The following is a 26,734-nucleotide window of genomic DNA, read 5'->3' as shown; positions in this document are numbered from 1 at the left end:
CAGGTTTTGCCTTCTGCAAAACCAAGATAAAGAAGGAGAATTATGAAAAAAATCGTACGTCAGTCTATAGTGTTTGCCTTATTTTTAGTTTTGGTGCTGCAAAGCTTTGCGTTTGCGGCTACGGCGAGTCAAGTTCAGAAAATCCGGTTTAGTCAAGCGTCTGATAAAGTACGTCTTGTTTTGGAAATAGGGGCTTTGCCTGATTATACTGTCGATGCGAGTACGGCGGGCGAAATTACGATTGATTTGCCTAGTACGACACTCACGGCAGGGGCTGCTCTTCCCGCGATAAAAGATAAGGATATTACGGCAATTCGCTGGGATAAAGCAGCGGGAAATCATCTTAAGCTTACGATTTCTTTTACAGATAAGGTGACGGCGAAAGTTTTTTCGTTAGCAAATCCCAATCGCCTGGTCATCGATTTACTGAAAAGTGGCGATAAAACCGTTACAACGGTAGCGCCAGGGCTCACTTATACCTACTGGCTGCGTAATGAAGCCTTCGGACCGGTAGAAACCTATGTTGTCGAAGCGGATTTGGCGAAATATAATCTGCGCCCTGTGCTATCAAACACCATCGTACCTGGGTTGGAAGCCGTAAGTGATATGGCGGAACGGAATCAAGCAGTCGCTGCTATAAACGGTTCTTACTTTGCCCCTAACGGCGAAATTATCGGGCTATTGAAACTGAATGACACGATTGTGAGTATTCCCTATATTACGCGGACGGCTTTGGCAATTACAACAGATAATAAACTCGTTTTTGATCAAGTAGATTATCAAGGGAGTATTCGCTTGCCTGATAAGCGCACGTTAGCTATAAACGGCATTAACTGTGAACGCGGTGAAGATGCTGTGACCCTTTATAATTCTTATTATGGTTCATCTACAAAGACGAATGAGTTTGGCCGCGAATATGTTGTTACAAATGGCAAGATCACGGCTATTTCACCACAAGATACCAAGCTTGTTAGCGGAAGCGTCGTTTTATCGGCTCATGGTACTGCCGCAAAGGCTATGGAAAGCTTGAAGGTAGGCGATGTAGTTACGATCGAACAGTCTCTCGGCGACGTATTTAATAAAGCTCCTTTTGCCATTGGCGCTGGCCCAACACTCGTACGGGACGGTAAAGTTTTTTTAACGACAACAGCGGAAGAATTTCCTGATGATATTGCAATCGGTCGAGCGCCGCGCACGGCATTAGGTGTGACGAAGGACAATCATGTGCTGCTTGTCGTTGTTGATGGTCGTCATGCTAGCAAAGGTTATACGCTAGGAGAATTAGCGAATTTTATGAAAGAACTAGGGGCGGTTGATGCTATGAATTTTGACGGCGGCGGCTCCAGCGATATGGTAGTAAAGGACGAAGTGAAAAATAAACCTTCCGATGGTCAAGAGCGGCTAGTGGGCGATGCCTTGATTCTTGTGCCGAAGAAATGATTTATGTTGCTTTCGTTTGATAATCAGCTATAATGAAGGTAGGAAGTTACTTTGAGTAAAGAGGTAAAAGGGGTGTTTATTATGGGCACCAAAATGAAAATTGTTTGTATAACCATTCTATTGGTGGCGCTCGTTGCGGCCTATTCATCAGCTGCTGGGCTAGTTGATCAAAAAGGCGTTGTGCCGGGAAAAGTCGCGGCGCAGAGCCTCGTTACTGAGGGAATGCATGTTTCGGTGGGGACGCCTCTGGTTATGGTAGCAACGCCAGTCGGTCTCGTTCCGGCTACTAGAGCGAATGTGAACGGTGTTGTTCGTCAGGTCCTTGTGCAACCAGGCGACACAGTAAATACAGGAGATGTGCTGGTCCGCTTGGAAGCAGTGCAGAGACGATAGAGAGGATGAGCTTTTTGGGGAAATTTTTGCGGGTGCTGTTCATAACTTTGCTGACAGTCCTGATGGGTTGTCTGCCGATAGCTATGGCAGCGCCTGATTTTTTGCCTGTGGATCAGATTCAGCCAGGCATGACAGGCATTGCCAAGACAGTTGTCTCTGGTACGAAAATCGAGGAGTTTAACGTAGAAGTTCTCGGTGTCATGAAAGGAAAAGGCCCGAGTGGCGATTTGATTCTTGTTAAGACATCAGGCTCGGTAATTGATCGAACTGGCGGTATTGCTGAAGGAATGAGCGGCAGTCCTGTCTATATCCAAGGGAAATTAGTGGGAGCCATTGCTTATGGTTGGCCCAATGCGGATCATCGCGTGGGAATGGTTACACCCATTGGCGACATGATCAAAACGTTTGATTTTAATCCGACGACTCCGACGGAACCGGAGCTGATAAAAGAGCCAGAGGCGGAAAATACAGCTGAAGCGCCTGATCAAACCGGAAACGGCTCCGATGACGGCCAAGAAGAAGCTGAGCCAGGCGTAGTACTTAAGAAAGCGGCTGACAAGAAGACTCGTTTTTTTGCGCCGCTCAATACACCATTAATGGTATCTGGCTATAGTGCGGCGGCGTTAGATCGTTTAACAAGTGATCTTGCTCCCCTTCATCTCGTCCCTTTTTCCGTGGGCGATGCGCCAAGTGGCACAAATTATGGTCCAATTGAACCAGGCAGCGCCATTGGCGTTCAACTGGTCCGTGGCGACGTATCGATCGGCGCCTTGGGAACCGTGACTTATGTGGATGGTAATAAAGTATTAGCTTTCGGGCATCCCTTTCTTAAACGAGGCACCGTGAATTATTTTGCCACAAATGCCTACATTTTCACGACGGTAATTGGTCAGGAAAGTTCTTTTAAAGTTGGAACAACTGGCGACTTAGTGGGAACGATTACCCAAGACCGCGGCGCCGGAATTTCGGGGCAGCTCAATCAGTTTCCTTATGTAATTCCTTTCGCGGTAACAATCCAAGATAAGGATTTAGGCCGGACACAAGAGTCAGACTACCAGGTGGTGCAAGATGAAGAACTTGCGCCAATTCTCGGAGCTACTGGTGTTTTTAACGCCATAGACAAAGCGATGGACCGCCAAGGCGGCGGGACAGCAAAGGTTACCTTCGAAATAACGGGACGCAATCTTCCAGGCGAAACGTTAAAGCGGGAAAATATGTTTTATGCACCTGGTAAAATCAGTGAAATGGCTGTAGGCGAAGTTCATGAAGCATTAGATTTATTGACAAGCAATATTTTTTCCCATGTAGATTTATTTGATGTGAAGGTAAACGTAGAGGTAGAAGCGGCGCGGAAGACTGCGACCATTCTTAGCGCCAAAGCGGCGAAAGGGGAAGCAAAAGCCGGTGATACCGTTGCTATTGACGTAACCTTAAAGCCTTATCGCGGCGCACCTGTCGTCAAAACAGTTCAATATCAAGTGCCCAAAAACCAATCTTCTGGCAATATGTTGCTGGAAGTGCGCGGCGGCGGTATGGTGCCGCTGGCTGACTTGCTGTTAAAACGGCAAGGAATTGATGTTGATGCGTTGCGCGGTGATGTGAAAAAACGTACCTTTGCTTCGATAGTGAATAAATTAGCTACACGTGACCGTAATAATGATATTGTCGTGGAAATTCTTGAAAATCAAGGCGAGGAAAACGATGGTCCCGCAATTGCTAAGGGGAATAAAGCCCCCAATAAAACTTCTGCGGCAACAGCTGTTTCCAACGCAAAAGCGTCTAATGATGCAGCAAAAGCAAAAGTGAATGCAGCAACTGACTTTGTCATTGACGGCGATACACAAATTACGATTATGGTAAAATAATTTTGCTTTTTCAGGCAGGCAATATCTTATACAGATATTGCCTGCTTTCTCGCATCTCTTTGTCGAAAAAACGCTCGCAAGCAGGGAATTTCTCTGTTGATAGGGAATAAAGATACTACGATTTTGAAGGGGCTGAGGAAAAAGAAGCCATGCTAAGTAAAGTATTAAGTGAAATCGGTAAAGCAACCATTCGTTTATTTGAAAGTGCTGGCCGTAGTTTTTATATGCTGCGCGATGCCTTTATGCTCTTACCTGCGGCGAATAGTCGTCATGTGTTGCAGCAGATGGGTCATTTAGGGGCAGATTCTTTGCCTATTGTTTTGCTTACCATGTTATTTACCGGTATGGTTATGACAGTGCAGATTGCCCATGAATTTATTAAATATGGTGCGCAATCATCGGTCGGCGGCGTCATTGCTATTGCTATGGGGCGCGAATTAGCGCCGGTGCTCACTGGTGTCGTTGTGGCAGGCCGTGTTGGGGCGGCCATTACCGCTGAAATTGGTTCGATGAAAGTAACGGAGCAGATTGATGCTCTTCGAGTGATGGCGGTCAATCCAATTGCTTATTTAGTAGCGCCACGACTGCTTGCCTGTTTGATCATGGTGCCGGCGCTTGTGGTATTAGGTGATGTAATTGGTACTTTAGGCGGCTACTTTATGGCTACAAGCTATGCCGGTATTGCCGAGTCGACTTTTATTCACTCTATTCAGGTCTTTTCTGTGCCGAATGATGTGACAGGCGGGCTCATCAAAGCCATGTTTTTTGGTATGATTGTTGCTCTCGTGGGGTGTCATAAAGGCTTAACTACAGAAAACGGCGCGGAGGGAGTCGGTAAAGCCACGACAGGCTCTGTCGTTACTTCGATTATTTTAATCTTTATTAGCAATTATTTTTTATCTTTGTTACTTTATTAGCGCCGGCAACAAGGAGGAATGCCGATGATTCGCTTGGAAGAGGTGAGCTTGTCCTTAGGCAACCGCCTTATTTTACAAGATATCAATTTAACAGTAGAAACAGGGGAGACCATGGTCATTATCGGACCAAGCGGGTCTGGTAAGAGTACGTTGCTTCGCCTGATGATTGGTCTTCTGAAACCAACACAAGGGAAAATATATATAGATAACTGTGAAATTTCTACTTTGAACGAAACGCAGCTGAATCAAGTACGATTACGAATGGGAATGGTGTTTCAGTATTCAGCGCTCTTTGATTTTTTGACGGTAGGCGAAAATGTCGCCTTTGGGTTGCGTGAGCATGGTCAGAAAAGCGAAGCAGACATAGCCAAAGTCGTGCGCCGTTGTCTCAGAATGGTTGGGCTATGGGGCCGTGAAAACGACTGGCCTAATGAACTTTCCGGCGGAATGAAAAAACGGGTGAGCTTGGCCCGGGCCATTGCGACAGAGCCGCAAATTCTGCTTTATGATGAACCTTCCGCCGGGTTGGATCCGATAATGTCTTCCACGATTGACCGACTGATTGTTAGTACGCAGCGGCGCATGCGCGTGACCAGTCTAGTAGTGACGCATCATATGGATAGCGCTTTTGCTATTGCTGATCGCATGGCCATGATTCATGAAGGCCGCATTCTTCAAGTTGGCAAACCGGAAGAGTTTAAAAACTCGCAAAACCCTCTGATTGAACGGTTTATTTATGGCGCTAAACAGCGCGACTTAATGAAAAGGAGGAACGATTTGTGATAAGTACAGAAGCCAAAGTCGGAGCGATGACAATAGCGGCGCTGACGCTTTTGGCGGGAATGATTATAAGTCTGAGTCACTTTAGTTTTGGTGAAAAAGGCTATCCTGTTTCCGTTTTATTTCGCGATGTGGCTGGCCTCGTGCCAGGCAATATTGTGCGTTATGCTGGCGTTCAAGTTGGCCGGGTGGAAACCGTGTCCATCGAGCCTGGTGCAATTCGTGTCGTTATGCAAATCAAAAAAGATACAGCGATACCGGCTCAGTCGCATTTTACGATCGGGTCTGACGGACTGCTTGGCGAAAAGTTCATTTCCATTGTTCCGCCAGCGGCAACAGACAGTTCGATGCTAGAACCAGGCGCTATTGTGCAGGGAGATGAGCCGCAGGGGCTCGCCACTCTCATAGCCTCAGCGGAAAAAGTTCTTGGTGATGTTCATGCACTCGTACAATCATTAAATGATATTCTTGGTGATGAAAAAGTCAAGGCTGCTTTAAAAGATTCAGCGCTCAATGCCAAAGTTATTACGGATAATTTAAATGCCTTATCAGCAAGTTTGGCAAGAATGGCCGTAAATAATGAACAAGATGTAAATGCCATGGTTCAGAATATGCGGGCTATGTCAGAGAGCCTGCGTCTCGTAGCCGATCGCGTGGATTCCATGCTGAGTCGCGTCGATAATAATGGCCAGACGGCCTCTGATCTGGCGGCAGCCGTACATAATATTAAGCTGACAAGTGATCGGATTGAGGCGATGGCGAAATCGCTCGAAGGCGTTGTAACTGATCCGAAAACAGCGGCGAATCTGAAAGAAACACTGCAAAACGTCCATGATGCCAGTGAAAAGGCAAACAAGCTGCTAAGTAAGGTCAGCAATATTTCAGCTAGCGGCTCTGTTGATGCTTTTTATAATCCCAAACGGGGCAAATATCGCACCGATGCAGATCTAAGGGTGCAGTTTACACCACAAAATTATGCTTTAATGGGGGTGGATTCTATCGGTGATGGCAGTCGACTTAATTTTCAAGTAGGGAGTGAAACAAATGGTTTTGGCAAACGCATGGGAGTCATTAGCGGCAAGGCCGGCGTCGGTCTTGATGCTCAAGTGGGCGAACAAATGCGTTTTTCTGTCGATGTTTATGATCCTAATGCAGTGAAGGTAAGACTGCGCAGTGAGTACAAACTGTCCGATAGTATCTCTCTGATTGGTCAAACCGATAGCATCAATCGCGAGGCTAGCCAAAATACGTATTTTGGTTTGCGCCATGCCTTCTAATGTTGACACTAGAGGGAAAGGACCCTATAATAAATTCATAATTGACTCGCTAGTCACTCTGGCGGCACTTTGTAATTCATAAGGAGGATTTAATACATAATGAGAGATAAAAAATATACTTTTTTGCGAAAAAGCTTAGCCTTGCTGCTGATCGGCGGCTCCCTTGCATTGGTGACGCCACAGGCGTCGGCGGCGGCACTGGAAATTTCTTTGGACGATAGTATTGCTATTGCCTTAAAGAATAATCCGGCTATCCGTATCTCTGAATCTAGTCTCGATGTAGCTGCTTCCGAATTAGATCAAGCGAAAAATGGCTATCAGCCGCAGCTTAGCTATACCTTCTCGGCGCAGCGCGTTGGTTCGCCTTCGTCGGAAAGTACGAGCAGAGCGAGTCAGGTTGTTGATTCCAATGGCAACGTCATTGGTTCTACCGTATCCCGTACAACTTTTACGCCTCGCTCCAGCACCGATAAATATGATAACAAATTGAGCTTGTCTGTACCGCTTTATACAGGCGGCAAACTAGAAGGTACCGTCAATCAAATGGATTTGAACTACCAATCCAGCCAGTTGGCCTTAGAAAATACACGGCAACAGATTCGTTATAGCGCCACTGTCTACTATTATGCAATTTTGGAAGCTCAGAATATGCTGAAAGTGAATCAGGAAGCCGTTCGCGATCTGAAGCAGCATCTTAAAAATGTAGAAGCTCAATATGCCGTAGGTACTGTTGCTAAATCTGATGTTTTGCAATCACAAGTTAACTTAGCCAATGCTGAGCAAAATTTAATTAAAGCCGAAAATGCCTATCAGCTATCCTTATCAAACATGAATAATGTGATGGGGATTTCGCTTGATACGGAACTTAAAATTAAAGATACTTTGAAATATACGAAATACCAGATCGCTTTAGCGGATGCGACAAAATACGCTTTAGCGCACCGCCCTGATAAAGCGCAATCTGATCTTGCCATTGCTTCGGCCAAGGAAGGCGTTACTGTCGCCAATAGCGGCTACAAACCTACTGTTACGGCGAGCGGCATGACCGACTGGAACGATACGAAGTTTGCTGGAACGTCTAATTATAACTGGGTAGTAGGCGTATCGGCTACTTGGAATATCTTTGACGGCGGCATTACCAAAGCGCAGGTAAAACAAGCGACTGCTAGTGTGGAGAAAGCAACGCATACGGCTCGTCAGACGAGTGATACGGTAATTCTTGATGTGCAACAGGCTTACCTTAACTTGCGGGAAGCGGAAAAACGGATTGCTACAACGCAGGTTGCCGTTGATCAAGCGGAAGAAAACTACCGGATTGCTCAAGTCCGTTACTCTTCTGGCGTTGGTACCAATACCGATGTAATGGATGCTGAAACAAACCTCACAACAGCCAAAACAAATGCTGTACAAGCCCTTTATGATTACAATACAAGCAAAGCACAGCTAGATAAAGCCATGGGAATTGCTGTAGCAAAATAGAAGTTCTATAAGCTATGTATCGCGCCAGCCTCTAAGCGGTTGGCGCGATTTTCTATTTCTTGTCATGGAGGAAGGCCTAGAAGTGATGTCGAACTTCTCTGTAAGTGAATTGCAGGAGGCTCGTTATGCCGAAAAAAGGAATAGTTATTTTACTTGCCTTTCTGCTATTAATTGTGGGAAGCGCAGTTTTTTTGAGCCACAGTCAGCAGGTCATGGTTGGGATTTCGCAGGAAATCAGTGGGGAATTGACTAAGGCTCTTGGTCAGAACGTAAAAATCGGTTCGATTCGGATTCGTTCTTTTCGTGAATTATCTTTAAGCGATGTGTCGATAGAGGATCAAGAGGGAGAATTGCTTGGCCAGAGTAGGGAAGTAAATCTGGTTTTTTCATTGCGTCAGTTTCTCTTTGGCGGTCAGTCGGCTGCGTCAATGATTGAGGTCATTGATTTGGTATCGCCCCAAGTCTTTTTATGGCAAGACGCTGCTGGAACTTGGAATATAGAAAAACTTTTTCAAACGAAGACGAGCGGACAATCTCCGCTAAAAAGCACGGTTACGATAGAGCAGGGAGAAGTGACGGTTACCTTGTCCCAGGGGAAATGGGTCCTGTCAGACTTGAACGGAACAGCTGACTTGGCCCAGTTTCCTGCTGTAGCTATGACGCTAAAGGGGACTGCCGCTGGACAACCTTTTTCACTAGAGGGATTTATCAAAGATAAGGAAAATCTTCAAGCTGAGCTTACTGCGTCAAAAGTAGAGGTTTCGCCCTTTTTACCGCTCGTTGCGGAAGTTTTGGGGCAAAATGGGCTGGATATCCACGGCGGCCAGCTAGAAGATGTGACAGTTGTTGTCAAGAGAAATAAGGGATCGCTGCTCTTTTCTGGTGAGAGCGCTGTAAAACAGGCGGCTTTTTCTTGGCAAGGCGAGGAATTTTCGCAGGGAAGCGCTTTTCTTACGTTTACCTCTGATAAAATCAACCTCTATGGCGGCAAAGCCGAATTTGACGGGCAGCCTTTTGCTTTAAGCGGTGAAGTCTACTATAGCGGCGCCGAGCCAGTTTTTTCTGCTGCGCTTACTACGCATCAAACCGAGCTTGCTAGATTACCTCTAGCGAAAATCGGTTTAAATCAGCCTCTTTCTGGTTTGGCTGATTTAAATATTATGGTACAAGGTACAGCGAAAGCTCCTGATGTGGCGGGCTCTGTGAATGTAAATAAAATGCAGTTAGGGAATTACGCCGTAGACCATGTCTATGGACAGTTTCATTACAGCGATCAAAAGCTGGCTATACATAAATTTTCTTTGCTAGGCTTCGGGGGTAATGCCAGTGGGGCCGGGACGGTGGATTTTGCCAAGGGGCAGACGGCCTTTCAGCTTTCTGGCTGGCATATTGATACGAGTTTACTTGAGGCAGCGCTACAAATGCCACTTACTGGTTATGCCGATTTTTCCCTAGCGGCATCAGGACCCTTAGCAGTTGATCAGCTTACTGTTTTTGGCCAGGTTTCTATGCAGGCGGGAACGGTGCAAGGAATTGACTTTCAGTCGCTAGCAGCCACTGGACAAAAAAATGGCGACGGCTCTCTGCTACTGCAGGCGGCTAGCGCTAAAATAAGCGGCGGCTCCATTTCTCTCTCTGCTGCGGTGCGGCAAGGTCAATTGACAGGCTCTATTTGGGCCCAAGACATTAATGCCGCTCCTTTGGCGGCGGCTTATAGCGAGATTCCCGTCAAAGGGACTTTTTCTCTGGGAGGGCAGTTAGGCGGATCTTTGAATGAGCCGACTTTTACCGGACAGGTTCTAGGAGAGCAGGGAAGTTTGGCAAGTCAGCCCTTTGACCAACTGAGCGGGCGTGTTCACGTATCACAGAATAGGCTGTATCTTGATGAAGTTAATACAGAGTATCATCGTCAGGTGGAAAAAAGTGATCCGAAGCTTTTAAGTCCGGAAATTGTGACACGGTACCATTTGACGGGTTCCATAGAATTTACCGGTGAACAGCGCATCGACTTAACTGCCGCCTTAACCAAGGGGCGAGCGGAAGATCTTGTGGCCGTTCTAGCTCCTGGGGAACGACTGACTGGCAATATTGATGCTGATTTGCGGTTGACAGGGACAATCAAGCAGCCTGAGGCGTTCATGGCTGCAAACTTTACCGATGGCAGCTATCGTGGTTATATTATTCGACAGGCTGAAGCGCTGGTCCAGCACCATCAAGGCGTTACTACCGTCGATCATCTAAAAGTACGGGCAGTACCAGCGAATTTTGAATTGAGTGGTACCATTGATGCCAATAAACAAATGAATTTTGCCGTAGATATTAAAAATATTCGTTTAAACCGCTTATTCGTCGAACTGCCTTATCCGGTCACCGGACGCGGTGATTTTGCCGGACAATTGACCGGGACGCCAGATGATCCTGTTTTTACTGGTGAATTGACAGCGCAAAATGTAAAAGTGAAAGGTCAGCCGATTACCGGAGTTTTAGGCCATGTAATTCTTGATAAACGAACTCTTACCGTGCCGGATCTGACCTTTAGTCAGGGCGGCGGAACCTTCCGCTTACGCGGCGGTTTGGATCTGATTGACAAGACTATGGGCGGCGTGATGGAGGTTTCAAATGCTTCCGTCAGTACGCTGATGCCTTTCTTTGATTTGCCGCCAGATCAGGTCACTGGCCTGTTCAATGGTGAAATGCAGGCTTACGGCGCTTGGGATAATCCTACAGCCTCCTTACGGGCTAAGTTGGATCATGGGACGATCAAACACTATCCCTTAGAAAATATTGATATTGACTTGTCACTGGCAAATCACGTTGTTACAGTGAATCATTTTCAGGCGCAGCAGGGCAATGGGCGGCTTGTCGTAACCGGATCAGCCGATTTAAAGGGGCAAATCAATTTGAATGTCTTCGGCAATCAAATTGATAGCGGTTTATTTTCGGCTTGGTATGATACGAAAGTTCCTGTCCATGGCGAAGCCTTAATTGCCATGACACTTACGGGCGATACAAAAGCGCCGCAAGCTGCTGTTTCTATTGGTATCACGAATGGCAGTATTCAAGATCAGAGTTTTGATACGCTTAGCGGCAGTTTTATTGTTACGCCGCAGCAAATCGATATTAATCAGATCACCTTGACGAAAAACAGTTATGTCGCCAGTGCTACTGGGAAAATACCGCTAAAATCGCTGAGTGACAGTGAAATTTGGCCTAATCTTTCGCCGATTACCAATTCCCATTATAGTCAGGTGAGCAAAAAGATTGTGTCTGACGGGGAAATGGATTTAAAAATCATGCTCGACCAAGCAGATTTGGGGATTTTGCCACTTCTTACTAAGCGAGTGGCCTGGGCGACAGGACAGACTCAAGGGATCGTTTATGTAAACGGTACACTTGATAATCCTAAGGTATCAGGCGATTTTACAGTTCTTGATGGCGTGATCAAATTTTCTGATTTAAAAGAGCCTTTGCAAAACTTGTCTATTGCCATTAGCCTACAAGGTGATAAAATAGTTGTAAACACGTTTCAAGGCACAATGGGAAAAGGTGGGTTTACCCTCAACGGTTCAGCAGCGATTCGCGGGCGATCTTTAGCAGACTATGCTTTTAATCTATATCTTAACGCGTTAGAAATTGATCATCGCAACTTTAAAGGCCCTGTCAGTGCTTCGCTGCAGTTAATGCCAAAAGCGGGAAAACCGCTGCTTTCTGGTAAGGTGTTATTTGAACGCGATCAGATTGATATTCCAATGATCCCTGACATGGAACCTACTAACTTTGATATGGGGCTTGATGTTACAGTAGAGGCCGGTAAAAATGTCCGATTTTATAACCCTTATATGTATGATTTTTATGTTGAGGGAAAAACGACTTTTGGCGGTACTTGGCAAAAGCTTGAGCCAACAGGCCGATTTACTGTGAGTCGTGGTCAGCTTACCTATTTTACGGCGCCCTTTAAGATTGTTTCCGGTTCCGCTGAGTTTACACCCTATAATGGGCTCATGCCTGTCATAAAGCTAACTTCTTATTTCCAGATTCAGCAGATTAATCTAGCGCAACAGACCACCGTCACGTTAGGTGTTAATGGTCCAGCCAATGCGATGAATTTTAAATTATCAGCGAATCCGCCGATGAACCAGGAAGCCATTCTTTCACTGCTGACGCTTAGAAGTCGCTATTTTGAGCGGCAAAGTTCCGATACTTCGTTTGGCGTCGATCAAGTTGGCAGTGTCGTAAGCTCTGGTATTGAGGCGCAGCTCTTCAGTCCCGTGGAAAATACCTTAAAGGACTTTTTTGGTGTGGATGACTTTCATATTGTAAGAAGTACCGACTATCTGACAACTGATGGGACAGTCGGACGAGGCTCTCGTGATGTTTATAATGTAGAAATTAGCAAATATTTAACAGACCGTTTTTCCATAAACCTTTCTCGTGGCGTCGATAACTCATCACAGAAGATTGGCGTCCTCTACCAATTCAATGAACATGTAAGCAGTGGTCTTTATTATGATTCAGTGAAGAAGACGCAATTTAATATTCTAACTCGCTATGCTTTTTGAAGCGGGAAACACTTTGTAAGAATAGGATGGACGCAATGAGTTTGCAGGATTATTTAATAGAACTAAATAAAGTTGAGCTTTTAACTCCCGCGGCCGAGGCCCAACTTTGGTCTCGCTATAAAGACGGCGATGATTTAGCAGCACGCAGCGAACTCATTGAACGCTACCAGCCCCTGGTTTTTAAAACAGCAGGCCGGTTTCGCGCTGGCGAAACGCTGATGCTTGATTTGATTCAAGAAGGAACTGTAGGTCTGATTGAAGCGGCGGAAAGCTATGAGCCACAGCGAAATGTTGCCTTTGCTGTGTATGCGCTTCATCGGATTCGCGGGCGGATGCTGAACTATCTGGCGAAGGAGGGCAAGCAAAATTGGGCCTATATGGACGGACCTGTAAATGAAGCAGATACTGCCACATTAGGAGATTATTTAGCCGATCAAGGTCCTAGTCTAGCGTCTCAAACTGAACAAAGCTTTTTAGTCAGTCAATTAAAGAATGCTATTGACCGCTTACCGCAGAAAGAACAAATTGCTGTCAGCGGCATGTATTTAGAAGAGCAAGAACCTAAGAATTTAGCTCAGTCGCTTGATGTGAGCGTATCCCATTTGTATCGTCTACAGAAACAGGGAATCCGGCGAATTCGCGGTATGATGGCTAAGTTAATGCAAAACTGGTAAGCTTTTCGTATAAAATCAATGATAAATTATGAAAATAAGTGATTATGACTCAAAAAACGGCAAGAATGTGCGATTTTCTTGGAAAAAAGCTAAAAAAAAGACGAATTTAAGTGACCAGAATCTGGACCCTTCCCTTGATTATAAAATGTGGTTATAATAGAGGTGGTCAATATGGGTGAATTTAAAGGGAAAATCAGTGCACATCTCCGGTCAGCGCAAAAATGGCTGCATCGGGCTGAACAAGCTTTTGAGAGCGAGAAAGATACGCAGGGAAAACTGAATCTTATGCTCGCTCAGGCTGAACTTCAGCATATCCAGGAAAAAACGATTCAACAGAAGACCTTTTCTTGGAAAAAGCAGCTAGCTGCCTTCTCTTTGGCTGCTTTACTTGTTTCTGTAGGGATAGGGGGCGCCTATGTTTATTTGGCGCAGCAAAAGACAAGTGAAGTTTTGCCGCAGATAGCTGAAACAAAACCCTTATTACCTGTCCATCCCACTGTGCCTGCCGTAACGGATCCAGTTGAAACAAAATCGACTGTGACAGAAAAGCAGGCTGATGTAATGCCGCCTAAGCAAAGTTTGATGACGACAGCGCCGCAGACAGTTTCAGAACCTGTTCGCAAAGCGCCTGTCCCTGAAACAGTTCCGACGCAGGACACGGCAAAAGTCGTAGCGCCGGAAGAAATGCAGCAGCTAATTCGGGCTGCCGGAAAATCTTTGCGCGGTCAGTAAGTTGAGTTGAAAGTTCTATAAGGAGGGAATACATGAATACAAGACGCTACGGGCTGTTTATAGTTGCCGTCTTTCTCTGTACCGTTTTGTTTCTAGGGTCAACTTCTTCTGTTTTTGCCGCTGATATGACGGGGAAAACAGTCGCGGCTGTTGCCGTAAGTGGTAATAAGACCGTAGAGACAGGGAAGATTCTTGCAGCGATTCAGCTAAAGCCCGGCGATGTACTCACAGGCGATGCAGTCCGTAAGGACATGCAGTCCGTCTATGATCTTGGGTACTTCTATGATATTGTGGTGAATTTCTCCGAGGTACCAGAAGGAGTTAAAGTTACCTACACTGTTTTAGAGAATCCTTTACTAACGAATGTGGTTGTAAAAGGCAATACGAAAGTTACGACGGAAGCCATTCTTGGTATGGTACAAGCTCCTAAAAACAGTATTATCAATATGAAGAGCCTCAACGAAAATATGCGGGCCATTGAGCAGTACTACCATGATCAGGGCTATATTTTAGCAAAAGTCAGTGATGTAAGCGCCAGCCCTGATGGGACGTTGACGATTACGATCAATGAAGGAATGCTGGAGAATATTGTTGTTAAGGGCAATCAAAAGACCAAAGATTATGTAATTACTCGCGAAATGACGATTAAGCCAGGCGAACCTTTTAATGCTAAGTTGGCAAGACGTAGCATGCAAAAGATCTATAATCTTGGTTATTTTGAAGATGTCAATATGAAACTCAACCCCGGTCGTGAACCCAATGCCGTATCGATGGAAGCCGATGTAGTCGAGCAAAAAACAGGGACTTTCTCTATTGGCGGCGGTTATAGTCATGATGACGGGCTTGTTGGTATTATTGAGCTAGGTGATAATAATTTAGCCGGAACAGGTGACAAGGCGAAGATTCACTGGGAGTTCGGCGGCAATGCCAGCAGCCGAAATTATGAATTTTCTTATACGCACCCATGGCTTGATGACCAACAAACTTCTATCGGTTTTAGTATCTATAACATGACGAATCAGTATACTGATTATGGCGTGTATCGTTCTGATGGCAGCTATGACGACAAAGCCAGTCGTTCTACCTATGACAAAAACCGTAAGGGCTTTGAAGTTACGCTAGGTCGTCCTGCCAATGAATATTTGCAGAACTATGTTACTTTTAAGAACCGGAGAGACACATGGGTTAGCCATGTATCGGGAGATATTGATTACTCCAAAACCACCGATCCTCATTTTACCAATTACTTGAAAGATAATTTTGGTTTGACACGCAGTGTTATTTTGACGCGCGTTTATGATGATCGTGATAATGTCTTTAATCCAACGGAAGGCAGTCGCTATTCTTTAAGTGGTGAATTTGCCGGACGCTTCATGAAAGGCGACTTCAATTTTAACAAATACACGGCAGAAGGTCGTCGTTACTTTAAGATTAATGATGATCATGTCATTGCCGTTCGTCTCACTGCTGGTTATGCCACAGGTAAAATTTCCGAAGCAAATCAGTTTTCTGTCGGCGGCGCTGACAATTTGCGCGGTTATGATGACGATCAGTTTAAAGGCAACCGTATGGTATTGGCTTCAGCGGAATACCGGTTTCCTATTATCAAGAAAGTGCAAGGCGTAGTATTTGGCGATGTTGGTAATGCCTGGAATGATACAGGGCTTAAAGTCAGCGATCTCAAAAAGAGCGTTGGTGTAGGCATTCGTCTCACCACGCCGATTGGTCCAATTCGTTTTGACTTTGCTAAAGGGGATCAGGGGAATAAAACCCATTTCAGCTTTGGCGGCCAATTCTAAAACGAATGAATTTTAAGACAAGCTAAGCAACAGGAAAAGTCAGGTAAATCGCCTGACTTTTCCTTATAGCCTGCAGAGGGGAGGTGGCTGTTATTCGTGCAGTTTGGCGCTATAGCTTACTGACTCTGTTGTTCTTACTGGTTTTGACGCCCGTAGTCGCAGCTCAGCCTGTTGTTGAAACGCTCAGCGTCAATGTGAATTCAACAGCGCCACCGCCGCCCAAAGCGTTAAAGCGGATGGAAGCAAGTATTTCGACAGTGGGGCAGCATATTTTACTAGGCAGAACGATAGCCGAAGTCGCGGCAAATCACAGCGCTTATGAAAAAGTAATTAAAGAAGTCTTTGAGCGGGTTCTTGTCGGCTACTCCGTACAGTCTGTAAGCGTCTTTGCCGACCAGGAGACCGAAATTAGAGTCAACTTAGAGCCTTGGGGCGCTACGGTGAAGGAAGTTCGGCTTGATGTCGAATTTACGGGCTTATCGCCAGAAATGGCAGCGCTAGCAGGTCAAGAACTTGTTTCTGTGCCAGAGCGGCTGCAGGAGAATTTAGTGGGGCTGCCGATTGATGCCGTGGATTGGGCTGCAAGCCTGGTAAAAGAAAGTCTTAGAGACCTCGTTGCTGACCGACTGCCTGAGTTTCGCCCTATCTTTGAGGTGATACCAGGGCCTGTAACCACTGTGAAAATGACGCTGAGCCCTGTAGGAGAAATTGTTCAGTTCACAGAAGTCGCTATTCGTTCGCACACTTTGCCGAGCCTGTTGCTTTATGATGCGAAAGAGCCGCTAGAAGAGATGGCGAAGGAAATTCGCGGTCTCCCTATATCGTTTGTACAGCGCCAGCGTGACTATTTTAAGCAGAAAATGCTGGATAGGGTGCAGGCTTTGCCAATGACACAGCGTTATGGTCTTACTTACCGTCTTGTCTTATCAGCGGCGAATGTAACAACGTTTGTACTGCTGCCGGAAACGACAAAGTATCGTTTTTTTGCCGAAGGGTATCTCGATACAGGACGGAAGCAAAATAATACGTCAGCCCGAATTCATGTGGGCAAATGGGTGAATCCCCGCAATGAACTTTTTGTGGAAAGCAATGTTGTAACAGGTTCTATGAGCTGGGATTTTTCACCAGGCTATGCCTATCGGTTTTCAAAACAAACACTTGGCGGCTTTAAGTACAGTCTGAATGATCATGAAACGCGCCTGTTTATAGAGCAGGAGCTAGGTAAAGGCTACATGCTCCGTTTGGAACGAGTACCGCTCAGAAATTACAATGAATTTGCCTTGCGTTATAAAATTCATGATTTTTTGAGTGCTGAATATGTTGTTACAAGCGATGAGCATTATCTTAGATTAGTCGGAAATCTCTAGGCATGTAGCAAGATAATCATTGAATGTAACGAGCGGCCTTGTTATAATGAACTAGAGTCTATGGTATTCGATTTTGTATGGGAAAGAAGGGGTATTTAATGTTAAATGCGTTAAAAAACAAAAAAGTAGTTCGCTTTGTATCTTTGGCTGTTGCCGTTGTATTTTTACTGGGAGTCGGCGCCATTGCGGTGACGCAGAGCGGCGGGAAAGTAGCTTCAGCTGCATCTTCTTCATCAACAATTGGCGTAGTAAACAGCAATTCTATTTTCCAACAGCATCCTGATCTTGCTAAAATCGATCAGCAAATGCAAGCAGAAGTGGATCAAGCAAAAAAAGATTTTGACAGTAAAACAGCAAATATGAATGATAAAGAAAAACAAGATTATTACGGCCAAGTGCAACAACGTTTACAACTGAAACAGCAGGAATTAGTAGCTCCTGTTCGCGACCAGATTGATGGCGCAATCAAAAGCGTAGCTGATGCTAAAGGCTTGACGGTTGTTCTCGAAAAAGGGTCTGTAGTATATGGCGGACAAGATATTACCGATGATGTTGTTAAAAAACTGACCGGTAAATAAAGAAGAAGCAAAAGATCAGCCGAGCCGGTGTAAGCTGTGCTCGGTTCTTCCTTGCCCTAAAATTTGCCTGTTGAAAGTGGTGATTCGATGCGAAACCGATCCAATCGATTTCTGGTGGTATTCACTGCCTGTATCGGGCTATTGCTTGCGGTGATGCTTATAGGCGGCTGTGGTGCAAAGCCCAAAGAAGCATCAGTTGAACCGGAAAAAGACAAAATTGCTATCATTGATATGGACAAAGCGAGTGCTTCTCATCCGAAACAAGCAGAACGCACTGCTTTGGCGAAAGAACTTCAAGTTTTATTGGCTAAGCAGCAGTTTGCCGCGGGGCGACAAAGCCAAGCGACCGCTGCTACTGACGGAACCGATGGAAACCCAGCAGCGCTAGAAAATGGGGCGACAGTGACGCCAACGGCCGAGCTTCAGGCGCAGTTTCAGGAGAAAATGCTCGCAAAACAGGCGGAACTTAACGCCGCTTTAACGACGCAGCAAAGTGAGGCTAGGGCGCAGGCGGCTACGCAGTATAATGATTACGTGGCGAAGCTGAATGAAGAATATCAAAGCCAACTCTTTGATATTGAACTGAAGCGCAAAACATTGCAATTGAGTAAAGAGGAACTTACGGCTTTGCAGGCCAAAGAAGAAAAAATCAATCAAGAAAAAGCAGCAAAACTACAAACAAAAGAAACAGAGTTAACCGAGCTGATTGATCAGAAGATGGCTAAAGCAAAGCAAGCGGCTAGCGCCGAGTTAGATCAATATGGTTTATCGCTTCACGAGCAAGTCGCTAAGGAAGCGCTGTCAGCCTCACAGGCTTTGGCAGCTGCGGTGCCGCCACAGTCAACAGAAAGTTCGGCGGAGACTCTATTTACATCTGAGGATGCTGCGCAGCTCGATCAATTAAAAGGGCGAATTGATGCGCTTGATGCGCTGATTTTTCAGGATATTGAAAATTTATGTGGGAAAACTGCTCAACTGAAAGGGTATTCCATTGTGATTACCAGTGTAGCAGTTAACTTAAAAGCCGACGATATTACTGATGAAGTGATTCGTCAGTTTAAGAAATAATTTTCCTGTGCATAATAAATGAAACTTCATTCAGTCAGAGCTTAGATCCTAACGGAATGAAAGTTGAATTATCCAGGAGACAGGAGGAAATGAAATGACGAAAAAAGCAGTAGGGGCCTTATTGGTACTGTTGCTCACCGCTGTATTTTTAGGCGGTTGTGGTAAGCAGTCTGCCATCGGTGTAATTGATGTGAACAAAATCATGTCAGATAGTCCGAAAATCAAGACCATGCAAGAACAGCTTAATACCAAAGGCAAGGAATTGAGTGATCAGCTTGATAAAGATAAAGCTTCGCTGAGTCCCGAAGAATTTAATAAAAAGCAGGAGGCCGCTTATGGCGACTTTCAGAAAACTAAGCAAGATTTAGAAAGTCAAATTGATGCGGATATTAAACAATCCTTAGAGCAGATTGCCAAAGAAAAGGATCTTGGTGTTGTGATTTATAAAAACAGTATTGCTCAAGGCGGGATTGATATTACCGACGATGTTTTGAAACGGATTCAGTAAATACACAGCGCAGAGCGATGCTGGAGGCTTCCATTAATGAAAACATTACAAGAATTAGCTGAAGTGGTTGGGGGAACTTTACAAGGCGACGGAACGATTGAGATTCAGGGTGTTACTAACCTGGAAGATGCGAAGGAAACGGATATTACTTTTGCTGTAGCGCCTCATTTAGAAAAAGCAGCTTTATCACAGGCGGGAGCTGTGATGATTCCGCCTGAGGCAGCAGATACATTTCCTAAAGCGGCTATTGTGGTAGATAATCCCCGTGTAGCTTTTACAAAATTGCTGGAACTTTTTTTCCCACCTGTGAAAATTGAGGCTGGCGTTCATCCGACTGCTGTGGTGGGCAAAAATGTGATTTTAGGCGAAAATGTTGCGATTATGCCCTATGCGGTCATTGCCGACAATGTAAAAATCGGCGATCATGCTGTGATTTATCCTCACACCTATGTCGGCCATGGGACCGTAATCGGTGCGAATACGGTTTTATATCCTAGTGTAACAATTCGCGAGTATTGTCAAATTGGCAGCGATTGTATTATTCATGCCAATACAGTGATCGGTAGTGATGGTTTTGGTTTTGTTACGGTAAAAGGCAAGCATGAAAAAGTGCCACAGGTTGGCAATGTAAAAATTGGCGACCGTGTGGAAATTGGTTCGAATGTAGCCGTCGACCGGGCTACTACCGGTAGCACCATTATTTCTTCCGGTACGAAAATTGATAACTTTGTTCATATTGCTCATAATGTAGTAGTTGGCGAAGACGGCTTATTTGTTGCCTTTACTGGTATTGCAGGCAGCGCTAAAATTGGTAACCATGTTACTTTTGCCGGTCAAAGCGGCTGTAACGGTCACATTAATATCGGCGATAACTGCACCTTTGCAGCTCGTTCAGCACCGATTAAAGATGTACCGGCAGGGTCCTTTTTTGCCGGTTTTCCGGCGCGGCCTCATCGTGAATGGCTTCGCGCCGAAGCAGCGATTCAAAAGCTGCCGGATTTGATGAAACAAGTAAAGGACTTAGAGCGTAAAATCCGTCAATTAGAAGAGCGGCCTTGAAAGCTCTGATACAGTAAACAAGCCTGGCCGATGGGTCAGGCTTGTTTTGCCGTGGGCGCATAAGTACACACAGAAAGGATCGAAGTTTGTGAAATATCTTTTGATTGTGGCGGCTTGGCTGGCTTATTTGCCGCTAGCTAGCGCTGCGCCCAGTTTAGTAGGCGGAACTGGTTTAATTAATACAGAAACGGCCGATGTGCTTCGTAGTGGCCAACTGAGTTTCGGCGTTGATTCGGTACATGAGGGGCTCATGGAAAACTTTGTTCTTGGTGTTGGCGGAAATTTAGAACTCGGTTTAACGAATATCAAATATCATGGTCATTCGCAGCAAACCTTTGTTCAGGCTAAATATAACCTAATCCCCGAAGAAATTTTTACTCCAGGAATTTCGATTGGTCTTGAAGGCGCCTTTCAGCAAAATCATCGCACTAAATATATTGTAATGAGTAAAACCTTACCTTTTGGTTTTCGCCTTCATGTCGGAACTGGCGATGGCCGCTATAATGGTTCTTTTGGTGCACTAGAAGCTTCGTTAAACCCTTGGTCCACGGTCATTGGCGAATATGACGGCAAAACGATGAATTACGGCTTGCGTCTAGCGATTGCTCCCAGTCTGAAGCTAGAAGGGGGCCTACGGGGGCATCACACTTATTACGGTATTAATTTTACCAGATAGGAGGGGATACACTTGTATATTCTGATAAAGGCTTTAAGTAAATTGATTTGCCTTTTGCCGCCAGCGCTTCGCTATGGTCTTGGACGCGGTCTTGGGCAGTTCTTTTGGTTGCTTGTGCCGAAAAAAAGGCGGTTGCTTTCTTGTGAAAATATGCAGCAGGCTTTGGGGATTGATGCGGCTAGCGCCCAAAAATTAACGAAGGCAAGCGCTGTTCGCTTTGGCCCGATGCTGATGGAAGTCTTATATTTGCCGAAAGTAACGAAAGAGACAATTGCCGCCCATGTGACGATTGCTGGTGAAGAGCACATGAACGCAGCCTTGGCGGAAGGTCACGGCGTAGTTTTAGCTACGGCTCATAGTGGAAATTGGGAAATCATGGGCGCTGCCTTAGCGATGCACGGTTTCCCCTTAGTCGCTGTTGTGCAAAAGCAGACAAATTCGGCGATGGACCAGTTCATTAACGAGTACCGGACTTTGGCGGGCATGCATGTAACGTATAAAAGTAGTGTCCGTGAGATGGTGCGTCTTTTGGGACAAGGCATGATCGTGGGCCTGTTAGCAGATCAAGATGCCGGGCCGCCTGGCGTATTTGTTGATTTTTTCGGGAAAGCGGCGTCGACGCCGCAAGGGGCCGCGGCTTTAGCCCGCTTGAAAGGCGCGCCTATTATCCCAGCCTTTATTACGGAAGAAGCGCCAGGAAAGCATCGCATTGATATCTATCCGGCGATTCGCGTGGCCGAGGGCGAGCGGGAAGAGGCGATTCAGAAGACGACCCAGGCTGTCACCAAAGTTGTAGAAGGTCATATTCGTAAGTATCCAAGCGAATGGTTTTGGTTGCATAATCGCTGGAAAACAAAACCGCCAACAGAAGGATAAATAAGCTATAAAAGGAAACTGCCTTGAGAAATCGAGGCAGTTTTTTTGTAGACAGAGGAGCATATGGCTGTTACAACGCTCCAACGTTGGCACTTGACTTCCGCTTATGTAAGCAGCCATATGCTCCTCCTGCTGGGTGGTGGTGATGGGACAGTTCCCCTGGTGGTACTTGACTTTTGCTTATGTAAGCAGTCCTATGCTCCTCCTGCTAGGTGGCGGATGAGACGCCTCACCGTTGGTAATTGACCTCTGCTTATGTAAGCAGCCCTATGCTCTTCTTGCTAGGTGGCGGTGAGAGGAGCGTAAGGAACGTCGTCACTATTACGCTTGATCCAATGTATGCAATAGCATATCTATTGTTTTGCTGGCTGCTATGGGGCAATGGTATACAGCAGAATGAAGTGCCAATAGTATAGGGAGCTGCTTTGAAAACTTTATTTATGATGTGTGATTAAAAGATATTTGGCACAAAGTTTGGTAAGGGAGGAGAGTTGTTACAAAAGCTGAAGTCAAGTGCTAACGTTGAAGCGTTGTAACAAATCCCCTCCCTTTTGCTAAAAGGGAGCTGTGGTTATAATTAGCTCTTTTAGCAAATACTGAGGAGGGGATTTGTTAGCAAATGCTCCAGTATATACATTATTAATAAATAGTATATAAATATAGACTGAAAAATGATATACATGATATACTAGAGGTCGAAAATGAGGTGAATTGCAAATGAAAAAGGAGATTGCCTTGCTACTGGTTCTTAGTATTCTTGTGGGATCGGCTTTAGCTGCATCTCTTTCATTGGCATCGAATGCCTACTTTGCTAAGACCATAGCCAATCTTGTTGGTGAATCCGGCGAATATGATGTGATTATTACGGCTCGGGAAGAAATGAAAGAAGATACGAGCGAGCATTTAGCGAAAATGATACAGGAAAGCATTCCTGGTGCGAAATTTAAGGAAGGGCCGACCCTTTCCGGCAAAACGAGCTTTTTTGTAGCTTTACCAGAAGCCTTGAAAAACAAACAAACTTATAACAGTTTAGGCAAATTATTCGGTAGTATTCCCGGTGGCGCTGGGGTAGGCGTCTTAACTGAGCCGCGTATTACGATTCGTGGTGTGCCGGAGGGCGCCAAAAATCAAGTGATGGAGCAAGTGGATGCCTTAGAAGGCGTTCAGTTCTCGTTTTATGATGGTGCGGCCATTGGAGTTTTGTTACGCAATGCCAGTAAGACTGCTGATGTGACGAATCAAATAAAAAGTCTCCTTGATCGTTATCAGATCATGGAGATTAGCTTTCCTGTCGGCAGTGAGCCAGCCAATCCCATTCGGACTGGTGAGCAGATTGGCTCTGCTATGGAGCAGACACTCAAGCTGCCTTTGGCGCAAAATGTATCAATTGACGGTAAAAATGACGATATGACCTATATGGTTAGTACGATGATGGAAATGAAACGGTTTCTACAGTCTTATGCTGCAAAACTGGTAATTTCTCCGGCTGGCCTTCCCTATAAACTAGGTGATACCCTGCTGTTTCAAGGCAATGCTCCGACAGTGCCAAACCGCGGTGAGACAGCTGGTAAAGAGCATATACTAGCTGTTGTAACTGCTGTTCGTGGCGACGGTAGTGCCGAGGCGGCAATTACTCAAGGAGACGGCGCCAATTTAAAATCGTTGCAGGCCTATCGTGTTGACCAAAATGTGATTGGCGAAGCGGCGGGAGGGGCTCAATATCAGTCGCCGCGGCTGCAACTTGCTAGCGCCCTAACTGAGACAGGCAAGCTTGTCGGACAGATACCCGACTATACTCGCGATGCGAAAGCTTTAAGTCAAACGGCTTACGGCGCGATTGATCAGTATAACGCCAGTTTGGATAAACTCGATCAGACACTGAAATCGGTGCGCAGTGCTGGACGCAGTGTCGAGCAGGCTACAAGCGGTTTGATTCATTTAAATACAGATGCCTTAGTCGTGCAGCTTGATTCCTCAGCTCAGGCCATGGGGAATATTGCCAGCGTACTTCAAGTATTAAAGCTTGTCAGCGCTGACGCCGGTAATGCGGCCACAAGTGCGGCTACCGCGCAGGCTGGCTTAACAAGTATCAAAAACACAGTGCAAGCCATGGGCAATTTAGCAGGCCAGGCGAGAGCCGCTCAAAGTGCGGTTGACTCGGTGACGACAAGCGGACAGGCCATGCTTGACGATTTGCGTCGCTACGATACGGCAGGAGCGCGGCGTAGTCTTGATCAAGCGTCAAATAGCTTGAATCGACTGCAACAGCTTGATACGCCGCTGATTACAAGCCAGCTTGCGTATTTGGCGGCGGCGGTACCCAATATGAAGGATGATGAAATTACCCATACGGTTACTTTGCTTGATAAATTCATTGCGGGACAAGTGATTCCCGGCGCACGAATTCAAATTTTGACGACGAATACAGTGAGTACTGATGCGATCGTGCCAATTGCGGCGAAAGTGGTAGGACACAATAATCTGTCCGTTTACTCTACGGCGCTTGGCGTAATTGAACCAGATCCGCGCGGTCAGATCTTAAGTATTTTAGCGGAAGTCAAAGCTATTTTAGCGGGACTTGCTGCTTGTGTATTTACTGTGGTCTTTCTTGTTCTTGACCATACTGCGCTGATGAGTGCCTTGAAGCGGCGCACGCTTACCGGAAAATGGGGCTTGTTGGGAAAGGTAGGCTATCATCGCTTATATGGCATGATGATTGGTGCTGTATTGCTGACAAGTATGTTTTTGTTGGCACAGGGCGGTATCCCATACTTGCCCTGGCTGGGAGTCCCTGTATTAGGGGCGGTCTTTGGTTTGGTAACAGCAGCTTATGCGGAGAAAATCAGTCCGATTGCCCAGGAAGAATTGCTGGCAGGCGAGGCGCTAGGACTTTCTTTTGCTCAGGTTATGCGGGAAATTGTGATTCCTGCCGGTAGGCCTGGGTTACTGCAACAACTCAATCGGCGGTTGCTGAAATTTAAATAAAGGAGGATGGCTATGGCTGAGAGTGGTTTGCCGCAAAATCAGGAAGTGATATTGGAGCTTAAGGATCTTTATAAAACCTTTGGCGCAGTCAAAGCAGTAGCTGGTATTGATCTTGCCGTAAAACGCGGCGAAACAGTTGTCCTCATGGGGCCGTCAGGCTGTGGCAAATCGACGACGATTCGCATGGTGAATCGCCTCGTAGAGCCTGATCAGGGTGAAGTCTGGTTTCGTGGTCAAAATCTTGTCAGTCTGCCTTTAGAAGAACTGCGGCAGGTGCGGAAAAAAGTGGGTTTTGTTTTTCAGCATTTTAATTTAATTGGACGATTGTCGGCGATTGAAAATGTTATGCTGGGCTTAGTTATGGATGGCATGGAACGAGAATTGGCGGCAGATAAGGCCAAGCTTGCGCTAGACAAGGTGGGTCTTATCGCCTATAGCAGCCAAAAGCCGACAGAGCTTTCGGGCGGACAGCAGCAGCGGGTGGGAATTGCCCGCGCTTTGGCGGCTGAACCGGAACTTATGCTTTGGGATGAGCCGACAGCTTCGCTAGATCCGATCCTTGTCAGAGAAGTTTTACTGGTCATGGAGGATTTAGCGAAGTACCAAGCAAGCACGATGGTAGTTGTTACGCACGAGTTGCCCTTTGCGCTCCATGTAGCCGATCGGATTGTGCTTATGGATCAGGGGAAAATTGTAGAAACAGGTAGTCCTCAGACTGTTTTCCAGGAGCCCCAGTCAGTCATTGGGAGTGAATATAAAGCCTTAATTGAGTATCAAATGAGCATCAGCGCCAGAGCTTTAGCGTGATTTATCTTGCAGGATGGCCATTTTTCCGGTAGAATGAAAAGAGTTAATTCGCAGGAGGCAATCATGCAATACCAAACAACCGTAGCCCAGGAAGTTACTTATACTGGGATTGGACTGCATTCCGGTCTTGAGGTAAATCTCGCTTTAAAGCCGGCTCCCCAAGATACGGGGATTCTTTTTGTTCGGACCGATTTACCAGGCGCTCCGTCAGTGCAAGCGTCAGCTCGACAAGTAACCAATACACTGCGCGCCACGACGCTGGAAGCTGGCTTAGCCAAGGTGTTCACTATTGAACATTTAATGGCGGCTTTTGCCGGACTTGGCGTTGATAATTGTATTGTTGAAATGGACTCGCCGGAACCGCCTGTCGCCGACGGCAGTGCGCTGACCTTCGTCCGCTTGATCGAGCAGGCGGGATTACAGGAACTAGACGCGCCTTGTAACATTACCATAGTTAAGACGGCACAATCAGTCCATGTAGAAGACAAATTTATTGCTATTATACCCTATGATGGTTTTCGCATTACTTTTACTTCGCTCAATCCGCACCCTCTATTGGGTACGCAATTCGGCGACTATGAAATAACCCCAGAATTGTTTGTAAAAGAAATTGCTCCAGCCCGTACGATTGGATTTATGCATGAAGTAGAGGCGCTTAAGGCCAAGGGCTTGGCGCGGGGCGGTACCTTGGAAAATGTCGTTGTCTATGATGATAAAGAAGTTTTGACACCGCTTCGTTTTCATGATGAACTTGTGCGGCATAAAATTCTTGACGTACTTGGTGATATTGCCTTGGCCGGTCGGGTTAAAGGGCATATTATTGCCGTAAAGTCAGGCCATGCGTTAAATGCTGTTCTCGCAAAGAAAATCTTAGAGGAACAGGCATAAAGCTGCA

General features: G+C 45.9%; 21 protein-coding genes. All 21 read left to right on the top strand.

Annotated features, from left to right (window positions below; genetic code table 11):
- Positions 1-42: 42 nt before the first annotated feature.
- The 21 genes from AC0MXB_RS08135 (at position 43) to lpxC (ending at position 26,727) form a co-directional block, all read left to right on the top strand.
- Positions 43-1,440, top strand: a complete 1,398-nt coding sequence (locus AC0MXB_RS08135) for a phosphodiester glycosidase family protein (protein ID WP_474039157.1) — start codon at positions 43-45, stop codon at positions 1,438-1,440.
- Between the two features lie 81 nt (positions 1,441-1,521).
- Positions 1,522-1,833, top strand: a complete 312-nt coding sequence (locus tag AC0MXB_RS08130; RefSeq protein ID WP_474039156.1) for a biotin/lipoyl-containing protein — start codon at positions 1,522-1,524, stop codon at positions 1,831-1,833.
- 14 nt (positions 1,834-1,847) lie between these two features.
- Entirely contained in the window at positions 1,848-3,698 is a 1,851-nt protein-coding gene (locus AC0MXB_RS08125) for a SpoIVB peptidase S55 domain-containing protein (RefSeq protein ID WP_474039155.1), read from the top strand.
- A gap of 149 nt (positions 3,699-3,847) precedes the next feature.
- Positions 3,848-4,615, top strand: coding sequence for an MlaE family ABC transporter permease (locus AC0MXB_RS08120; protein WP_474039154.1), 768 nt, complete (start codon positions 3,848-3,850; stop codon positions 4,613-4,615).
- A 24-nt stretch (positions 4,616-4,639) separates the two neighbouring features.
- Positions 4,640-5,398 (top strand): ABC transporter ATP-binding protein, encoded by a 759-nt coding sequence (locus tag AC0MXB_RS08115; protein ID WP_474039153.1) that lies wholly within the window; start codon positions 4,640-4,642, stop codon positions 5,396-5,398.
- On the top strand, positions 5,395-6,672 hold the full coding sequence (locus AC0MXB_RS08110; RefSeq protein ID WP_474039152.1) for an MlaD family protein: 1,278 nt from the start codon (positions 5,395-5,397) through the stop codon (positions 6,670-6,672). The genes AC0MXB_RS08115 and AC0MXB_RS08110 overlap by 4 nt, the downstream gene beginning before the upstream one ends.
- 99 nt (positions 6,673-6,771) lie before the next feature.
- Positions 6,772-8,151, top strand: a complete 1,380-nt coding sequence (locus tag AC0MXB_RS08105; RefSeq protein WP_474039151.1) for a TolC family protein — start codon at positions 6,772-6,774, stop codon at positions 8,149-8,151.
- A gap of 125 nt (positions 8,152-8,276) precedes the next feature.
- Positions 8,277-12,710, top strand: a complete 4,434-nt coding sequence (locus tag AC0MXB_RS08100) for a translocation/assembly module TamB domain-containing protein (RefSeq protein ID WP_474039150.1) — start codon at positions 8,277-8,279, stop codon at positions 12,708-12,710.
- Positions 12,711-12,745: 35 nt separating this feature from the next.
- The gene (locus AC0MXB_RS08095) at positions 12,746-13,384 is read left to right on the top strand and encodes a sigma-70 family RNA polymerase sigma factor (RefSeq protein WP_474039149.1); all 639 of its coding nucleotides are present in this window, start codon (positions 12,746-12,748) and stop codon (positions 13,382-13,384) included.
- A 171-nt stretch (positions 13,385-13,555) separates the two neighbouring features.
- Complete coding sequence (locus AC0MXB_RS08090) at positions 13,556-14,116, top strand: hypothetical protein (RefSeq protein ID WP_474039148.1); 561 nt, start codon at positions 13,556-13,558, stop codon at positions 14,114-14,116.
- Between the two features lie 32 nt (positions 14,117-14,148).
- On the top strand, positions 14,149-15,915 hold the full coding sequence (locus AC0MXB_RS08085; protein ID WP_474039147.1) for a BamA/OMP85 family outer membrane protein: 1,767 nt from the start codon (positions 14,149-14,151) through the stop codon (positions 15,913-15,915).
- A gap of 83 nt (positions 15,916-15,998) precedes the next feature.
- On the top strand, positions 15,999-17,282 hold the full coding sequence (locus AC0MXB_RS08080) for a hypothetical protein (protein WP_474039146.1): 1,284 nt from the start codon (positions 15,999-16,001) through the stop codon (positions 17,280-17,282).
- A gap of 98 nt (positions 17,283-17,380) precedes the next feature.
- Positions 17,381-17,860, top strand: a complete 480-nt coding sequence (locus tag AC0MXB_RS08075) for an OmpH/Skp family outer membrane protein (protein WP_474039145.1) — start codon at positions 17,381-17,383, stop codon at positions 17,858-17,860.
- A gap of 87 nt (positions 17,861-17,947) precedes the next feature.
- Positions 17,948-18,928, top strand: coding sequence for a hypothetical protein (locus AC0MXB_RS08070; RefSeq protein ID WP_474039144.1), 981 nt, complete (start codon positions 17,948-17,950; stop codon positions 18,926-18,928).
- A 94-nt stretch (positions 18,929-19,022) separates the two neighbouring features.
- Positions 19,023-19,436: an OmpH/Skp family outer membrane protein gene (locus tag AC0MXB_RS08065; protein ID WP_474039143.1), complete on the top strand. Its 414-nt coding sequence runs from the start codon at positions 19,023-19,025 to the stop codon at positions 19,434-19,436.
- Positions 19,437-19,472: 36 nt separating this feature from the next.
- A complete protein-coding gene (gene lpxD, locus AC0MXB_RS08060) occupies positions 19,473-20,495 on the top strand; it encodes a UDP-3-O-(3-hydroxymyristoyl)glucosamine N-acyltransferase (protein ID WP_474039142.1) in 1,023 nt (340 codons plus the stop codon).
- A gap of 88 nt (positions 20,496-20,583) precedes the next feature.
- Positions 20,584-21,171: a YjbH domain-containing protein gene (locus AC0MXB_RS08055; protein ID WP_474039141.1), complete on the top strand. Its 588-nt coding sequence runs from the start codon at positions 20,584-20,586 to the stop codon at positions 21,169-21,171.
- 12 nt (positions 21,172-21,183) lie between these two features.
- On the top strand, positions 21,184-22,047 hold the full coding sequence (locus AC0MXB_RS08050; RefSeq protein ID WP_474039140.1) for a lysophospholipid acyltransferase family protein: 864 nt from the start codon (positions 21,184-21,186) through the stop codon (positions 22,045-22,047).
- 717 nt (positions 22,048-22,764) lie between these two features.
- Positions 22,765-25,032 (top strand): hypothetical protein, encoded by a 2,268-nt coding sequence (locus AC0MXB_RS08045; protein WP_474039139.1) that lies wholly within the window; start codon positions 22,765-22,767, stop codon positions 25,030-25,032.
- 48 nt (positions 25,033-25,080) lie between these two features.
- Positions 25,081-25,839: an amino acid ABC transporter ATP-binding protein gene (locus AC0MXB_RS08040; protein WP_474039305.1), complete on the top strand. Its 759-nt coding sequence runs from the start codon at positions 25,081-25,083 to the stop codon at positions 25,837-25,839.
- Between the two features lie 63 nt (positions 25,840-25,902).
- Entirely contained in the window at positions 25,903-26,727 is an 825-nt protein-coding gene (gene lpxC, locus AC0MXB_RS08035; RefSeq protein ID WP_474039138.1) for a UDP-3-O-acyl-N-acetylglucosamine deacetylase, read from the top strand.
- Positions 26,728-26,734 lie beyond the last annotated feature (7 nt).

It is taken from the genome of Pelorhabdus sp. sgz311001 (assembly GCF_055901755.1).
The sequence above is the reverse complement of the archived record's forward strand: the minus strand, read 5'-3'. Positions and strand labels throughout refer to the sequence as shown.

Bases quoted from the DNA above. Each gene is read 5' to 3' on its own strand.
- AC0MXB_RS08135 (WP_474039157.1), top strand. From the start codon at position 43: ATGAAAAAAATCGTACGTCAGTCTATAGTGTTTGCCTTATTTTTAGTT.
- AC0MXB_RS08105 (WP_474039151.1), top strand. From the start codon at position 6,772: ATGAGAGATAAAAAATATACTTTTTTGCGAAAAAGCTTAGCCTTGCTG.
- lpxD (WP_474039142.1), top strand. From the start codon at position 19,473: ATGAAAACATTACAAGAATTAGCTGAAGTGGTTGGGGGAACTTTACAA.
- AC0MXB_RS08065 (WP_474039143.1), top strand. From the start codon at position 19,023: ATGACGAAAAAAGCAGTAGGGGCCTTATTGGTACTGTTGCTCACCGCT.
- AC0MXB_RS08130 (WP_474039156.1), top strand. From the start codon at position 1,522: ATGGGCACCAAAATGAAAATTGTTTGTATAACCATTCTATTGGTGGCG.
- AC0MXB_RS08075 (WP_474039145.1), top strand. From the start codon at position 17,381: ATGTTAAATGCGTTAAAAAACAAAAAAGTAGTTCGCTTTGTATCTTTG.
- AC0MXB_RS08095 (WP_474039149.1), top strand. From the start codon at position 12,746: ATGAGTTTGCAGGATTATTTAATAGAACTAAATAAAGTTGAGCTTTTA.
- AC0MXB_RS08090 (WP_474039148.1), top strand. From the start codon at position 13,556: ATGGGTGAATTTAAAGGGAAAATCAGTGCACATCTCCGGTCAGCGCAA.
- AC0MXB_RS08085 (WP_474039147.1), top strand. From the start codon at position 14,149: ATGAATACAAGACGCTACGGGCTGTTTATAGTTGCCGTCTTTCTCTGT.
- AC0MXB_RS08120 (WP_474039154.1), top strand. From the start codon at position 3,848: ATGCTAAGTAAAGTATTAAGTGAAATCGGTAAAGCAACCATTCGTTTA.
- AC0MXB_RS08070 (WP_474039144.1), top strand. From the start codon at position 17,948: ATGCGAAACCGATCCAATCGATTTCTGGTGGTATTCACTGCCTGTATC.
- AC0MXB_RS08115 (WP_474039153.1), top strand. From the start codon at position 4,640: ATGATTCGCTTGGAAGAGGTGAGCTTGTCCTTAGGCAACCGCCTTATT.
- lpxC (WP_474039138.1), top strand. From the start codon at position 25,903: ATGCAATACCAAACAACCGTAGCCCAGGAAGTTACTTATACTGGGATT.
- AC0MXB_RS08100 (WP_474039150.1), top strand. From the start codon at position 8,277: ATGCCGAAAAAAGGAATAGTTATTTTACTTGCCTTTCTGCTATTAATT.
- AC0MXB_RS08045 (WP_474039139.1), top strand. From the start codon at position 22,765: ATGAAAAAGGAGATTGCCTTGCTACTGGTTCTTAGTATTCTTGTGGGA.